This is a genomic window from Dorea sp. AM10-31 (assembly GCF_003435815.1).
Taxonomy (GTDB): domain Bacteria; phylum Bacillota; class Clostridia; order Lachnospirales; family Lachnospiraceae; genus Dorea_D; species Dorea_D hominis.
This window is the reverse complement of sequence record NZ_QTUV01000005.1, coordinates 2,501-18,620: the sequence shown is the minus strand read 5'-3', so window position 1 is coordinate 18,620 and position 16,120 is coordinate 2,501. Positions and strand designations below refer to the sequence as shown.

The 16,120-nt window shown below is 43.1% G+C and carries 14 protein-coding genes (1 of these 14 only partly in view); 13 read left to right on the top strand and 1 reads right to left on the bottom strand.

The window, feature by feature from the left end:
• The first annotated feature begins 16 nt into the window (after nucleotides 1–16).
• A complete protein-coding gene (gene ftsH / locus DW125_RS08835; RefSeq protein WP_117537889.1) occupies nucleotides 17–1,867 on the top strand; it encodes an ATP-dependent zinc metalloprotease FtsH in 1,851 nt (616 codons plus the stop codon).
• Nucleotides 1,868–1,902: 35 nt separating this feature from the next.
• Entirely contained in the window at nucleotides 1,903–3,963 is a 2,061-nt protein-coding gene (locus DW125_RS08830; protein WP_117537888.1) for a glycoside hydrolase family 13 protein, read from the top strand.
• Nucleotides 3,964–4,033: 70 nt separating this feature from the next.
• Here DW125_RS08830 and map read toward each other — a convergent pair whose 3' ends face one another.
• Nucleotides 4,034–4,843: a type I methionyl aminopeptidase gene (gene map, locus DW125_RS08825; protein WP_021859870.1), complete on the bottom strand. Its 810-nt coding sequence runs from the start codon at nucleotides 4,841–4,843 to the stop codon at nucleotides 4,034–4,036.
• Between the two features lie 173 nt (nucleotides 4,844–5,016).
• Between map and DW125_RS08820 the strand changes: the two genes are divergently transcribed.
• The 11 genes from DW125_RS08820 to DW125_RS08770 all read left to right on the top strand — a co-directional run.
• Nucleotides 5,017–6,093, top strand: coding sequence for a 6-phosphofructokinase (locus DW125_RS08820; RefSeq protein WP_117537887.1), 1,077 nt, complete (start codon nucleotides 5,017–5,019; stop codon nucleotides 6,091–6,093).
• Between the two features lie 32 nt (nucleotides 6,094–6,125).
• Complete coding sequence (gene dnaX / locus DW125_RS08815; RefSeq protein ID WP_117537886.1) at nucleotides 6,126–7,697, top strand: DNA polymerase III subunit gamma/tau; 1,572 nt, start codon at nucleotides 6,126–6,128, stop codon at nucleotides 7,695–7,697.
• Between the two features lie 241 nt (nucleotides 7,698–7,938).
• Nucleotides 7,939–8,292, top strand: a complete 354-nt coding sequence (locus DW125_RS08810; RefSeq protein ID WP_021859873.1) for a YbaB/EbfC family nucleoid-associated protein — start codon at nucleotides 7,939–7,941, stop codon at nucleotides 8,290–8,292.
• Nucleotides 8,293–8,313: 21 nt separating this feature from the next.
• Complete coding sequence (recR, locus tag DW125_RS08805) at nucleotides 8,314–8,910, top strand: recombination mediator RecR (RefSeq protein WP_117537885.1); 597 nt, start codon at nucleotides 8,314–8,316, stop codon at nucleotides 8,908–8,910.
• 74 nt (nucleotides 8,911–8,984) lie between these two features.
• On the top strand, nucleotides 8,985–10,088 hold the full coding sequence (locus DW125_RS08800; protein WP_117537884.1) for a LacI family DNA-binding transcriptional regulator: 1,104 nt from the start codon (nucleotides 8,985–8,987) through the stop codon (nucleotides 10,086–10,088).
• A 426-nt stretch (nucleotides 10,089–10,514) separates the two neighbouring features.
• A complete protein-coding gene (fsa, locus tag DW125_RS08795; protein ID WP_021859930.1) occupies nucleotides 10,515–11,168 on the top strand; it encodes a fructose-6-phosphate aldolase in 654 nt (217 codons plus the stop codon).
• Nucleotides 11,169–11,196: 28 nt separating this feature from the next.
• The gene (locus DW125_RS08790) at nucleotides 11,197–12,033 is read left to right on the top strand and encodes a transketolase (RefSeq protein ID WP_021859929.1); all 837 of its coding nucleotides are present in this window, start codon (nucleotides 11,197–11,199) and stop codon (nucleotides 12,031–12,033) included.
• Entirely contained in the window at nucleotides 12,021–12,959 is a 939-nt protein-coding gene (locus DW125_RS08785; protein WP_117537883.1) for a transketolase family protein, read from the top strand. Before DW125_RS08790 ends, DW125_RS08785 begins: the two co-directional genes overlap by 13 nt.
• Before the next feature lie 173 nt (nucleotides 12,960–13,132).
• Nucleotides 13,133–14,248, top strand: coding sequence for a LysM peptidoglycan-binding domain-containing protein (locus DW125_RS08780; RefSeq protein ID WP_117537882.1), 1,116 nt, complete (start codon nucleotides 13,133–13,135; stop codon nucleotides 14,246–14,248).
• Between the two features lie 113 nt (nucleotides 14,249–14,361).
• The gene (locus DW125_RS08775) at nucleotides 14,362–15,552 is read left to right on the top strand and encodes a DUF5711 family protein (protein ID WP_117537881.1); all 1,191 of its coding nucleotides are present in this window, start codon (nucleotides 14,362–14,364) and stop codon (nucleotides 15,550–15,552) included.
• Nucleotides 15,553–15,561: 9 nt separating this feature from the next.
• On the top strand, nucleotides 15,562–16,120 hold the 5' portion of the coding sequence (locus DW125_RS08770) for a CvpA family protein (protein WP_117537880.1). Its footprint extends 368 nt past the window's final position; only the first 559 of its 927 coding nucleotides appear in the window; the start codon lies at nucleotides 15,562–15,564; its stop codon lies beyond the right edge, outside the window.

The following is a 16,120-nucleotide window of genomic DNA, read 5'->3' as shown; positions in this document are numbered from 1 at the left end:
AAAGGAGGATGAGCCGGTGACAGATAATAAAAAGAACAGAGGACTGAGTGGAATTACTCTGTTCCTGTTTGTACTTATTGTACTTGGCGCACTTTGGTTTACAAATACACTGGATAGCAAGGAGAGTCAGTTGAGCCGACAGAAATTTGAAAAACTGATTACCAGTGAAAAAGTAGACAGTGTGACGATAACACAGAATAAAAACGTTCCGACCGGAAGCGTGGAAGTGCAGTTAAAGAACAAGAAAAACGGAGAAAATGAGAAGAACTACTTATATGTATCTGATGTAAATGAGATCCAGAAATATCTGGACAAAGCAAAGATTGATTATGAGATGTCGGATGTTCCGAGAGATAACTGGTTTGCAACAACGATTTTCCCGGTATTGCTTACGATGGCTGGATTTTTCCTGATTTTTATGATGATGAACCGTCAGGGTGGCGGTGCAAATTCCAAAGCGATGAGTTTTGGAAAAAGCCGTGCAAGACTCAGCACAGAGCAGGATAAGAAAATTACGTTTGCACAGGTGGCAGGATTACAGGAGGAAAAAGAAGATCTGGAAGAGATTGTTGATTTCTTAAAATCCCCGAAGAAATATATCCAGGTTGGCGCAAGAATCCCGAAAGGTGTACTTCTTGTGGGACCTCCGGGAACCGGTAAGACTCTGCTTGCCAAGGCAGTCGCCGGAGAAGCAAAAGTACCATTTTTCACAATTTCCGGTTCAGATTTTGTGGAAATGTTTGTCGGCGTAGGAGCATCCCGTGTGCGTGATCTTTTTGAAGAAGCTAAGAAGAACGCACCGTGTATTATTTTCATTGATGAGATTGATGCCGTGGCAAGAAGCCGTGGAACCGGTATGGGCGGCGGACATGACGAGAGAGAACAGACATTGAACCAGTTACTGGTAGAGATGGATGGATTTGGCGTAAATGAAGGAATTATCGTAATGGCTGCGACAAACCGTGTAGATATTCTGGACCGTGCGATCTTACGTCCGGGACGATTTGACCGTAAAGTTATGGTTGGAAGACCGGATGTAAAGGGACGTGAGGAGATCCTGAAAGTCCATGCCAAAGGCAAACCGCTCAGTGAAGAGATTGATCTGAAACAGATTGCGCAGACAACAGCGGGATTTACAGGAGCAGACCTGGAGAATCTTCTGAACGAAGCGGCAATCCTTGCGGCGAAAGACGAGAGAATTTACCTGAAACAGGATGACATTAAGAGAGCATTTGTCAAAGTCGGAATTGGTGCGGAGAAGAAGAGCCATATCATTTCCGAAAAAGAGAAGAAGATTACAGCTTATCATGAGGCGGGACATGCGATCCTGTTCCATGTACTGCCGGATGTCGGACCGGTTTACAGCGTGTCTATCATCCCGACCGGAGGAGCCGGCGGTTATACAATGCCGCTTCCGGAACGTGATGAGATGTATAATACAAAGGGCAAGATGCTGCAGGATATTACGGTATCGCTTGGCGGACGTGTAGCAGAAGAAGAGGTGTTTGACGACATTACAACCGGAGCTTCGCAGGATATCAAACAGGCAACGGGTCTGGCAAAATCCATGGTTGTAAAGTTTGGTATGTCTGATGAGATCGGACTGGTAAGTTATGATAATGAAAACGATGAAGTATTTATCGGACGCGACCTGGCACACACATCCAGAGGTTATGGCGAGAGTGTTGCAACTGTGATTGATAAGGAAGTAAAGCGTATCATTGATGAATGCTATGCCAGAGCAAAACAGATCATTGAGGAGCATGAGGATGTACTTCATGCATGTGCAGAGCTTCTTCTGGAAAAGGAGAAAATCTCAAGGGAAGAGTTTGAAGCATTATTTCACGATGAACCAGTGGAAGCGTAGCAATCGGAACCGGCAGAAGGAAAGGACGACAGAACATGAATAAGCAGGCTTTATTTTGTGACGGAACAGCGAGGTATGTGTGCCCGTTGGAACCGGAAGTGGGGGAAACAGTTACACTTAAGTTCCGGGCGGCAAAAGAAGATAATATACAGATAAGGCTGGCGATCAATAACGAATTATATACGATGGAAAGTGAACGCACCTATGGTGCGTTCACTTATTACCGGGCAGAATGGAAACTGAAAGATGGGATGACTTCCTATTATTTTGAGATTCAGGATGGTGAGGAAGTCTGGTATTACAATCGAAGCGGGCTCACGGATGGGCGGATTCCATATTATGATTTTCGTCTGGCTCCGGGATTTTCCACGCCGGATTGGGCAAAAGGCGCAGTTATTTATCAGATTTATACGGATCGTTTTTATAACGGCGATCCGGAAAATGATGTGGAGACAAGAGAGTATTTCTATATTGGCGATTACAGCAGCAAAGTAACGGACTGGAACAAATATCCGGCGGCGATGGGAGTCCGGGAATTTTACGGTGGTGATCTGCAGGGAGTGATTGACAAACTGGACTATTTACAGGATCTGGGAGTGGAAGTACTGTATTTCAACCCACTTTTTGTCTCTCCTTCGAATCATAAATACGACATCCAGGATTATGATTATATTGATCCGCATTTTGGAAAAATCGTTGAAGATGGCGGCGAACTGCTTTCGCCCGGCGAGAAATCGAATAAAAAAGCAACGAAATATCAGAAACGTACGACTTCCTTTGCAAATCTGGAAGCAAGCAACGAATTATTTATAAAACTGGTAGAAGAGCTGCATCGCCGCGGTATGAAGATTATTCTGGACGGTGTCTTCAATCACTGTGGATCATTTAATAAATGGATGGATCGGGAGTGCATTTACGAGAGGCAGAAAGGCTATGCTCCGGGAGCATATATTTCCAGAGAAAGTCCGTATCATGATTATTTCCGGTTCTTCTCAGATGAGGAAAAAGACTGGCCATATAATGGAAAATACGATGGCTGGTGGGGGCATGATACTTTGCCAAAATTAAATTATGAGGAATCGGTGAAACTTGAGAATTATATTTTAAATACAGGACGCAAATGGGTGTCGCCGCCGTACAATGTGGATGGCTGGAGACTGGATGTAGCAGCGGATCTCGGACGAAGCAACGAGTACAATCATCAATTCTGGAAGAAATTCCGTGAAGTGGTAAAAAATGCGAATCCAGATGCGATTATTCTGGCAGAGCATTACGGAGATCCGAGAGAATGGCTAGGAGGCGATGAATGGGATACCGTTATGAATTATGATGCATTTATGGAGCCAATCACCTGGTTCCTGACCGGAATGGAAAAGCACAGTGATGAGATGCGTGAAGAGCTCCGCGGAAATGCAGATAACTTTACTAGAGCGATGACGTATCATATGGCAAATATGATGGTGCCATCCCTTCTGACATCCATGAATGAATTGTCCAATCACGATCATTCGAGATTTTTAACGCGTACGAATCATATGGTTGGCCGTGTTGCCGAACTGGGACCGGAAGCGGCGAATGAATTTGTTAATCCGGCTGTAATGCGCGAAGCGGTTGCCTTCCAGATGACGTGGATCGGGGCGCCAACGGTATACTATGGCGACGAGGTTGGTGTCTGTGGATTTACAGATCCGGATAATCGACGAACCTATCCGTGGGGACATGAAGATCAGCAGATGCTGGGATTCCATAAAGAAATGATCCGCATACACAAGGAGCATGAAGCGCTGCGGACAGGAGCTGTAGTTATGCTACACTGTGAGAAAAATATACTGGCTTACGGCAGATTTACAGAAGAAGAGCAGATTATTGTGATTCTGAATAACCGGAGCGAACTTGCAGAAGTAACGGTTCCGGTATGGCAGGCGGAAGTGCCGATGAAGACAAATATGAGACGGCTGATGTATTCTTACAAGGATGGATATACAACGGAATATGAGAAATATCTTATCAGGGACGGCGAACTGGTGGTGAATATGGGAGCGTATTCGGCGTTAGTTGTCGAAACGATAGACGAAATGGGGACGGGGATTTTCTAGAAAATCCCCGTCCCCATTTCAAGTAGTTATCCACAGGCTGATTTCAGCGTTTTCCCGATGAAAATGTGGATTACTTTGTCAATACTTCAGCCCCATCTTCTGTGATGAGCACCATATATTCAATTTGGGCAGATAGACCGTCGTCAATGGTAAAAACTGTCCAGCCATTATCTTCGTCTACGAAGAAATCCGGGCTACCTTCGTTGATCATCGGCTCGATTGTAAACATCATACCTGGGACGAGAACCATCTCGCTTCCCTTTGGTGCGACATAGCATACGAAAGGATCTTCGTGGAATTCCAGACCGATTCCGTGTCCACCGATTTCTTCTACGACAGAGTAACCATTCTTCTGTGCATGACGGTTGATCGCAAAAGCGATATCGCCCAAATGTCCCCATGGTTTTGCTTCTTTTAATCCGAGTTCTACACATTCTTTTGTGACACGGACGATCTTTTCTGCTTCCGGGGACACATTTCCAATCGTAAACATACGGGATGCATCAGAAAAATAACCATCTAATATAGTAGAAACATCTACATTGATAATATCGCCTTCTTCCAGAATCTCATTTTCATCCGGGATACCATGGCAGATGACATTGTTGATAGAAGTGCATACACTCTTCGGGAACCCTTCGTAATTTAACGGAGCCGGAATGCCGCCATGTTCGGTTGTAAAATCATAAACCAGCTTATCGATCTCAGCAGTGCTCATGCCTGCATGGATGTGCGCGGCAACGTGGTCTAACACGGCTGTATTAAGATCTGCACTTTTTCGGATCGCAGCAATCTGCTCCGGTGTTTTTAAAAGAGAACGATCCGGTACAATCTGTCCCTTTGCTGCGAGGGACCATAATTTCACATCTAATTTATCCACATTAAATACCTGCTTTCTGTAAAATATTTAGAACTGTATTTTATTATAGCACCTTTTTGGTAATTTGGTATCCTCCATTGCGTAGATGATAAAAATCATGTATAATTTTAAAATGATTGGTTATTTTGCAAATATATACTTTACAAAAGTGTAATTGTGAAAGGATGATGAATATGTTTAGATTAGGTATGCTTACCAGTGGCGGAGATTGTCAGGCGTTAAATGCAGCAATGCGCGGCGTTGTAAAGACACTCTGCGAGAAACGTGATGATGTAGAGATTTATGGATTTCAAGATGGATATAAAGGTTTGATCTATTCAAATTTTAAGATGCTGACAGCAAAGGACTTTTCCGGAATCCTGACAATGGGTGGAACGATCCTGGGAACATCCCGCCAGCCATTCAAATTAATGCGTGTTCCGGATGAGAATGGGCTAGACAAGGTGGAGGCTATGAAACACACGTATCATAAGCTGAACTTGGACTGTCTTGTGATCTTAGGTGGCAATGGCACACATAAGTCTGCAAATATGCTGAGAGAAGAAGGGCTGAATGTAGTCACACTCCCAAAGACGATCGACAATGATCTCTGGGGAACGGATATGACATTTGGTTTCCAGAGTGCGGTAGACATTGCGACGGATACGATCGACCGGATCCATACGACTGCAACATCCCACAGCCGTGTATTTATCGTGGAAGTTATGGGACACAAGGTCGGCTGGGTGACACTTCATGCGGGTATTGCAGGAGGAGCGGATATTATTCTGCTTCCGGAGATCCCTTATGATATTGATGTGATCGCAGAAGCGATCAATAAGAGAGGAAAAGCCGGAAAACATTTCACGATCATTGCGGTTGCAGAAGGTGCGATTTCCAAAGAAGATGCGAAACTTTCCAAGAAGGACCTGAAAGCAAAAAAAGCAAAAGAAAAGTATCCGTCTGTTGCGTACGAACTGGCAGAGAAAGTGCAGAAGAAGACGGATCAGGAAGTCCGTATTACAGTGCCAGGACATACACAGCGAGGAGGTTCTCCGTGTGCTTATGACCGTGTGCTTGCAACAAGACTCGGTGCGGCGGCAGCAGAGGCAATTCTGGACAGCGATTTCGGCAATATGCTCGGAGTTAAAAATAACAAGATTGTCCGTATCCCACTGGCAGAGGTGGCTGGTAAATTAAAATACGTGGATTCAGAATCTGAGATTGTGCATGAAGCAAAACTTGCCGGTATCAGTTTTGGTGATGAATAGATAAATGACAGATAAACAGGGAGTGTAAATAAATGTCTTATATGGCATTGTATCGTAAATTCCGGCCGGATGAATTTGAAGATGTTAAAGGTCAGGATGCGATTGTTAAGACTTTAAAAAATCAAATAAAAGCAGACCGTATCGGTCATGCATATCTGTTTTGTGGGACAAGAGGAACCGGTAAAACAACGGTTGCCAAAATATTTGCAAAAGCAGTAAACTGCGAACATCCGGTAGACGGAAGTCCATGCGGAGAATGTAGTATGTGCAAGGCAATCAGTGCCGGCAATTCCATGAATGTAATCGAGATTGATGCGGCATCGAACAACGGTGTGGATAATATCCGTGAGATCCGTGAGGAAGTTGCTTACAGACCAACTGAAGGACGCTACAAAGTTTATATTATCGATGAGGTGCATATGCTTTCGATCGGCGCTTTCAATGCACTTTTGAAAACGCTGGAAGAACCGCCGGAGTATGTTATTTTTATTTTAGCGACAACAGAAGCGCATAAGATACCGATTACGATTTTAAGCCGCTGCCAGCGGTATGATTTTAAGCGGATTTCCATAGATACGATTGCCGGACGGCTCCGGGAGCTGATCAATAAGGAAGGCTGGGACGTGGAAGAAAAAGCAGTGCGGTATCTGGCGCGGATGGCAGATGGTTCTATGCGAGATTCCTTAAGTCTCCTGGATCAGTGTGCGGCTTTTTACATTGGAGAGAAGCTGACATATGACCATGTGCTGGAGGTGCTTGGCGCTGTCGATACCGAGGTATTCAGCAAGCTTCTGCGCAGACTGCTGGATATGGATGTGCATGCAGTGATCGAGACAGTGGAAGAACTGACGATGCAGGGCCGCGAGCTGTCGCAGCTTGCAGCTGATTTCACATGGTATTTGAGAAATCTGTTACTTGTGCGCTGTTCAGATGACATGGAAGATGTGCTGGATGTTTCTACGGAGAATCTTGCGCGTCTGAAGGAAGAAGCGCAGATGATCGATAACGATACACTGATCCGTTATATCCGTGTATTTTCTGATCTTACGAATCAGTTAAAATTTGCAACACAGAAGCGAGTGTTGCTGGAAGTTGCGTTGATCAAGTTATGCAAACCGGCGATGGAGACGAGTCAGGATGCACTTTTGGACCGCATCCGCGCCGTGGAAAAACGTCTGGATGAAGGCGTGGTAGTTGCAAATGCACCGGTAGCAGCTTACCGGATGCCGGTATCGGATACTTCTGCAGCACAGGAGAAGAAGCCAGAGCTTCCGAAAGCACTAAATGAAGATGTGAAAGCGGTTGCTGCAGATTTTCGGATGATCGCCAATGATGCATCCCCGATGCTGCGTAACTTTCTTAAGCGGGCAAGGCTCAGCGCAGGTGAAGGCAACCGGCTTATGATTGTACTTCCGGATGAAATGAGTGCAGATATGGTTGGTTCGGATGCACATAAAGCAGAGATAAAAGAGCTTATTTCAGAGAAGATTGGCAAAGATGTCGAGATCGATGTACGGCATGTAGACGAAGGACATAGGTTTGAAGACCAGTTTGTGGATATTGAGAGCCTGATACACATGGATATAACAGTTGAGGACGAATGATACTTAAATATCAGGTTTTAGTTTTTTTATCAACTTGAACTTGTTTATGAGTGGATGAAAGATTTTGAAAATTGCCCAGTATATGTATAAAAGTGGGATTGAGATTCTACGACATATAAATGGTAGGGAAAAGTGTGAGAATGCGGAATACGGAACCGCTCGCAGATATTATAATTAGAATTATATACAACAGATAGACTGATAATTACAAATTTTATTACAAAACAGGAGGATTTTAATCATGGCAAAAAGAGGAGGATTCCCAGGCGGCGGAATGCCGGGAAATATGGCAAATCTGATGAAGCAGGCACAGAAGATGCAGCGTCAGATGGAAGAACAGGCAAAAGAGATGGAAACAAAAGAATTTACAGCAACAGCAGGTGGCGGAGCTGTGGAAGCAACAGTTTCCGGTTCCAAAAAAATTGTGAAACTGAAACTGGATGAAGAAGCAGTAGATCCGGATGACGTGGAGATGCTTGAAGACCTAATCGTTGCGGCTGTCAATGAAGCACTTGAGAAAGTAGATGCAGAGTCTGCTTCTGCAATGTCCAAATTTACAGGCGGAATGGGCGGCGGAATGCCGGGATTATTCTAATACGGGAATGGTGAGCAGAAGATGGATTACTACAGTAACCAGATAAGCAAACTGATCGAAGCCTTATCCTGTCTGCCTGGAATTGGTACGAAGTCGGCGGCAAGGCTTGCATTTCACTTGATCCATATGCCAAAGGAAGATGTACAGAAACTGGCAAATACAATGGTGGAAGCAAGACAGAATGTCAGATATTGCGCAGAATGCTGCACACTGACCGATCAGGAACTCTGCCCAATCTGCAGTAATAGAAACAGGGATCATAAGACGATCATGGTTGTGGAAAATACAAGAGATTTGGCAGCTTATGAAAAGACGGGAAAATACAACGGGGTTTATCATGTCCTGCATGGAGCGATTTCACCAATGCTTGGTATCGGTCCGGAAGATATTAAACTGAAAGAGCTGATCAAACGACTGGAAGGCGATGTGGAAGAAGTGATCATCGCGACCAATTCCAGCCTGGAAGGTGAGACAACAGCGATGTATATCAGCAAATTGATCAAACCGATCGGCGTGAAAGTCAGCCGGATCGCCAGTGGTGTTCCGGTAGGCGGAGATCTGGAATATATTGATGAAGTGACATTGCTCCGAGCGCTGGAAGGCAGAACGGAATTATAAAGTAAAAGGGGACGGGGATTTTCTAGAAAAGCCCCGTCCCCTTTTAAAGAGTGTGGAAGGATGTGTGGAAAACTATGGGAAAACGTAAAGTGACATCTATGGATATCGCAAAAGCTGCCGGAGTGTCGCAGTCGACCGTTTCAATGGTATTAAATAAAAAATATAATGTGTCTTTTTCAAAAGAGACTGTGGAAAAAGTTGAGCGTGTGGCGAAAGAATTGGGATATGTTCCGCAGAAACGTAAACACCGCAAAGAAAGTAAGAAAGAAAAACTTCTGGTTGTATTTTGCTCCAATCTTACAAATCCATACTATGTAATGCTTCTGCAGGGGATTGAATCGCGGGCGAAAGAGCAGGGATTCGGACTGTTTGTCTGCAATACGCAGCGTGATTTGCATATGGAAGAACGATATCTGAAAATGATGTGGGAATTAAAGCCACTTGGCATTATTTATACATGTAATCCGAGTCATTGTTTTATGGAACTGGTAGAAGAATTGTCAAGATCGATTCCGGTTGCAATCATCAATAACCAGAATGAACGGCTGAATGTAGATGCTGTGGAACTGGACAATTCCAAACTGGGACGCATGATGGCAGAACATCTCCTTGAACTGGGACACCGGAAGGTGGCATATGTGGCGCCGCCATTGACGACCAGGCAGAAACAGCGGTCAAAACGTGTGGAAGGATTTCTGAATGGATTTGCGGAAAAAGGTCTGAAAGACCAGGTCATCATCAAAGCGGCGAGAGAAGAAATTGATCTGGATGTGGCACATATTGATTCGGAGTATAAGATTGGTTACGAGTTGACACGTGAGCTCCTGAAAGAATCGCCGGAAGTGACGGCTATTGTTGGCCTGAACGATATGATCGCCTTTGGCATTCTCGATGCACTGCACGAAGCGAAACTTAAAGTGCCGGGAGATATGTCTGTGATGGGATGCGATAATACATTATTTGCCCGGATGCACAAAGTAGATCTTACGACTATTGAACATTTTGTAATATTCAAAGGAAGGGATGCATGCGATATTATCATGAAAAAAATCGCATCTCACAATACGAAATATTCGGACATTGAGCCAATCAGTACCTATCATGTCGAATATGAACCGCAACTGATCGTGCGCGGAACAACATCTTACCCACGGGAAATAAAACGCAGGCGCAGGTAGGTGCTGCATATAGAAATAAAGAGTGGGAACGGATAAATCTTACATACAGAAATAAAGAACAAGAATAAGTGAGCTTTGTGTGTGGGAATAAGGCAGGGAGTTGGATGAAATCTGCATGCAGAATTATGGATAAAAATAAATTACAGATGGAAAATTAATATATTTTCGAAAATTATTATTAATAATATGGCATCGACAAAGCAGCATGGCATGAAAACAACAGAAAATAAAAGAATATCGAAAAAATATCATAACAATTTTACAAGGAATTAAAAAATATTAACTAATATAACGTATTTATTAATAGATAAAATTATTAATAAAAAATGAACTATTGACCAAATGTCGCATGATAGGATATAATTTTATCATGTGAACATAAGGATCTGTGAAGAGATTCACGAATGATTAAAGGAGGAATAAAAAATGAAATTTTTCATTGACACAGCGAACGTTGACGACATCAGAAAGGCTAATGACATGGGAGTTATCTGTGGAGTAACAACAAACCCATCTCTGATCGCTAAAGAAGGAAAAGTATTTGAAGAGGTAATCGCAGAGATCGCATCTATCGTGGATGGACCGATCAGTGGTGAAGTAAAAGCTACAACTGTTGATGCTGAAGGCATGATCAAAGAGGGAAGAGAAATCGCTAAGATTCATCCGAACATGGTAGTTAAGATCCCTATGACAGTAGAAGGATTAAAAGCTTGTAAAGTACTTTCTTCAGAGGGAATTAAGACAAATGTTACATTAATCTTCTCTGCTAACCAGGCACTTCTGGCTGCAAGAGCAGGAGCAACATATGTATCTCCATTCCTTGGACGTCTGGATGACATTTCTGTAAGAGGAACTGACCTGATCACAGAGATCGCTCAGATCTTCGAAGTTGCAGGAATCGACACAGAGATCATTGCAGCAAGTGTACGTCACCCAATGCATGTAACAGACTGCGCATTAGCAGGAGCTGATATTGCAACTGTACCATACAAAGTTATCGAGCAGATGACAAAACATCCATTAACAGACGCAGGAATCGCGAAATTCCAGGCTGACTACAAAGCTGTATTTGGAGAATAGAGAGCATTTTCATATTAGGAGGAACACCATGAACAAATTAGAATTAATGAAGATGGCGAACGAAGTTCGTAAAGGTGCCATCACAGCAGTTCACAGTGCCAAATCCGGACATCCGGGCGGATCACTGTCAGCAGCTGACATTTATACATATCTTTATTTTGAAGAGATGAATGTAGATCCAAAAGATCCTAAGAAAGCAGATCGTGATCGTTTTGTGCTGTCCAAAGGACATACAGCACCAGGTTACTATGCGACACTTGCCAACAAAGGCTTTTTCCCGGTTGAAGATCTGACTACACTTCGTAAAGTGGGATCTTACCTGCAGGGACATCCGGATATGAAACACATTCCGGGAGTTGATATGTCAAGTGGTTCTCTTGGACAGGGGATTTCAGCAGCAGTTGGTATGGCAATTTCTGCAAAATTAAATGATGCATCTTACAGAGTATATACTCTGCTTGGAGATGGTGAGATCCAGGAAGGACAGGTATGGGAAGCTGCTATGTTAGCAGGTCACAGAAAACTGGACAACCTTGTAGTAATTGTAGATAACAATAACCTTCAGATCGACGGAACTGTAGAAGAAGTAAACTCTCCATATCCGATCGACAAGAAGTTTGAAGCATTTAACTTCCATGTAATCAATATCGACGGACATGATTTCGATGCAATCGATGCTGCATTCAAAGAAGCAAGAGAAATAAAAGGACAGCCAACAGCAATCATTGCCAAGACTGTGAAAGGTAAAGGAGTTTCCTTTATGGAGAATCAGGTATCATGGCACGGATCTGCTCCGAACGATGAGCAGTATGCAGTTGCTATGGCAGATTTAGAGAAAGTAGGTGAAGCATTATGTCAGAAGTAAAGAAGATCGCAACAAGAGAAAGCTACGGTAATGCTTTAGTTGAATTAGGTAAAAAACATGACAATGTTGTAGTTTTGGATGCAGACCTTGCAGCAGCTACAAAGACAGGAATCTTCAAGAAAGCATTCCCAGAGCGTCATATTGACTGCGGTATCGCAGAGAGCAATATGATTGGTGTGGCAGCAGGACTTGCTACAACAGGAATGGTTCCATTTGCAAGTTCTTTTGCAATGTTCGCAGCAGGACGTGCATTTGAGCAGGTTCGTAACTCGGTCGGATATCCGAAGTTAAATGTTAAGATCGGAGCAACTCATGCAGGTATTTCTGTAGGAGAAGACGGAGCAACACATCAGTGTAACGAAGACATCGCTCTGATGAGAACAATTCCGGGAATGGTTGTTATCAACCCAGCTGATGATGTTGAAGCAAAAGCAGCAGTAGAAGCAGCTTACGAACATGTAGGACCTGTTTATCTTCGTTTCGGAAGACTTGCTGTTCCGGTAATCAATGACAATCCGGATTACAAATTCGAGCTTGGAAAAGCTGTAACATTAAGAGAAGGAACTGATGTTACAATTATCGCATCAGGACTGACTGTTTCTGAGTCACTTGTAGCAGCAGAGAAGCTTGCAGCAGACGGAATCAGTGCAGAAGTAATCAACATGCACACGATCAAACCGTTAGACGAAGAAGCAGTTATCAAAGCAGCAGCTAAGACGGGCAAGATCGTAACAGCAGAAGAGCACTCTGTTATCGGAGGACTCGGAAGTGCAGTATGCGACGTTGTTGCTGAGAAAGCACCTGCAAAAGTTCTGAAGATTGGTGTAAATGATACATATGGAGAGTCTGGACCGGCTGTAGAACTGATTAAGAAATACGGACTGGATGCAGACAGCATTTACGAAAAAGTAAAAGCATTTGTATAAGAAAAAATATGACCTAAAAGGGGACGGGGATTTTCTAGAAAATCCCCGTCCCCTTTTTACATTTATTCACATCCTGTCGAAAACTTTATCCACTTTATCCCCATCATATGCTAAAATCTGCAAAAATCCCGTGCTACCATATACAAAAATTTCATAAATGAGGTGAGGAGTATATGGAAAGACAATTTCCAAAAAATGTAAGGCAAATCGGGAACGTCAGTGACGAACCAAAAATCTACATGGAGGACTATGTAGATACGTATCTGAATCAATTGCGGATGAAAGCAATTGATTCGCCGATAGCAGCTCTGCTCACAGGGGAGATTGTGGAGCAGGAAGGACAGGCAGTTGTATACATATCAGGAGCGCTGCAGATTGAAGCGGTCGAAGTTACAGGGACAGAGATTCGGATGGATGAAGAGATATGGAAACGGACGCAGGAGGAGCGTGAGACGCATTTCCCCGAACAGGAAGCAGTCGGCTGGTGTATGATCGAGACCGGTCATCCGATGGGACTGAATCAGGGGGTGGGAGAGCTCCATAAGAAATTATTTGAAAAGGAAAATACCGTTTTCATATGGCGTGATGCACTGGAAACGGATGAAATTTTTTATGCGTGCAAATATGGTGAGCTGATGCAGATGGGCGGACATTATATTTATTATGAAAGAAATCCGACGATGCAAAGTTATATGATTCGGACGAGAAAAGAAAATGGCGTGACACCCAGTGAGCTGGTTGAGGATCGAGCTGCAAAGAATTTTCGTAGTACAGTAAGAAACAAAAAGAATTATCGGGAACAGAGGCAGTCATCCAGATTTAGCTATGCGATGAGTGTATCTCTGGTAGTTGTTGTGCTTGCAATCGGAATCTCAACCATGAATAATGTGGACAAGATGCGCTCGGTACAGAAATCCCTGGACATGCTGTCCATGTCGATTGGCAAAACCGAAGAGACAAATGGAACTGTAAAAGAAGCTGAAAATAATAAAGAAGATAAACAAAATCAGAAAAATAAAACGGAAGAAAAAACCGTGGATAATAAAGCGGATAGTAAGGAAACCGAAAATCGAAAAAAAACAGAAAATGAACAGCAGAAGACAGAACAGTCAGCAGCCACAGGAAAACAGGCGCAGGAAGATTATTATACTGTACAGCGCGGCGATACACTGGACAAGATCAGCCTGAAACTGTATGGAACAGCAAATCATGTAGAAGCTATCTGTAAGATGAATGGTCTGACAGACGGAAATCTGATTTATATAGGACAAAAACTTTTGCTTCCATAATATTTTAAATAAGAAAAGCAAAGCCGGAACTGTGAAGTGACAAGTTTTGGCTTTGCGTCTGTTTCTGGGATGTGCTATACTGGTCACAAAATCAAAACAAAGGGGATAAAAACGTGCAAAGTAAAAATAGAAAATTCCGGGTTGTAGATGAGAACCATTCTCCAGATCCGAGAATCCCGAATGTAAAGCGCAAAAGAGTGTGGAAAAAGAGTACACTTCTGTTCGCGGGAGGGCTGCTACTTTTGGTGCTGGTGATTTTCGGGATTATTTATTTTAGAACATACACTTCTGTCCGCGTATCTGAAACTTATGCGCTCAGCGGAGCAGCGAACAGCAGTTATAAAACATTTGCGAAAGGGGTATTAAAATACAGCCGTGACGGTGTAGCCTATGTAAATGAAAAAGGGGAAGAGCAGTGGAACCAGTCCTGCCAGTTAAAGACACCGATCGTAAAAGTCATGGGAGACTGTGCCGCAATTGCGGATGAAGGTGGAAATGATATTTTTATATTTGATAAAAATGGCGAAAAAGGAGAAGTGCACACGACCCTTCCTATTGAAAAGATCGCCGTATCAGGGCAGGGAATCGTAAGCGCAATTGTAAAGAATGAATCCGCTCCGGAGATTGTCTGCTATGATACTGCCGGTAATCTGCTTGTAGAACATCAGGCATCACTTGGCGGAACCGGCTATCCGCTGGATGTTTCCATGTCAGAGGATGGAGAAGTCATGCAGGCAGTTTATATGCAGGTACAGGGAGGAAAACTTATTTCCAAAGTAGCATACTACAATTTTGGAACGGCAGGAGAAAATGTAAAAGATCACGAAGTTGCGAAAAAAGAATATAAGGACAGCGTGTTGGCTGATGGATTTTATATGAAAGGCAATGTATCCGCTGTTGCAGGTGACAACTGTCTGACATTTTTTGAGGGCAAAGAGACACCAAAAGAAGTTACAACCGTAACGATCAATAAACAGATCCAGAGCATCGCCCATAATGAAAAATATGTTGGTATGCTGCTTAAAAACACAGGAAAAGATGGATACGAGCTTCGCTTGTATAACACTTCCGGTAAAAAAGTGCTTTCCAAAGAAATAAAAGAAAATTACCGGAACATCAGAATCTGCGGAAATCAGGTGATTCTTTTCGATGGCAAAAAATGCAGTATTTATTTAAAAAATGGAATACATAAATTTGAAGGCACGATGGATGATAGTATATTGGAAATTGTCCCTGTATTTGGGGTAAATAAATATATTGTGCTGGATGTAAATGGAATGGACAACATACGACTTGTCAGATAAGGAGAGTATATGGACTGGATGGTAATGGCAATAGGAGCAATCTTTCTGATTGGATTTGCAGTTGGTATATATAAAGGTGCGGTGAAAATAGCAGTGTCGCTGGCAGCAACCGTTTTTACGCTTATCGTTGTAGTGATCGCGACTCCGTTTGTAGCAGATAAGATCGCAGAACTGACACCGGCAGACGAGATGATCAAGAGCCAGGTAGTAAAAGCAATGGCAGGAGCGGCAACTTCAGCTGTAACCGGTGATTCTGAAGGGGATAATTCCGGCATGACAGCTGAGAATGTCAGGAAAGTATTGAAGGCGGCAGGGATTACTGAAGAAATGCTGAAACAGCACGGTGTTACAATAGATGATATTGTAAATGGAAAGATTACGAGTGAAGATTTGAAAAAATACGGAATTTCTTCCAGTGTTCTGGATGGACTTAACCAAAAGGACAGTTCTTCTGTGGAAGAAGCGATTAAAAACGCAGATATTCCAAAAGACCTGCAAAATAAAGCGATTGAAATGGCAAAATTGCCGCAAGTATTTAAAACGATGTTAAATGACAATAATAATGATA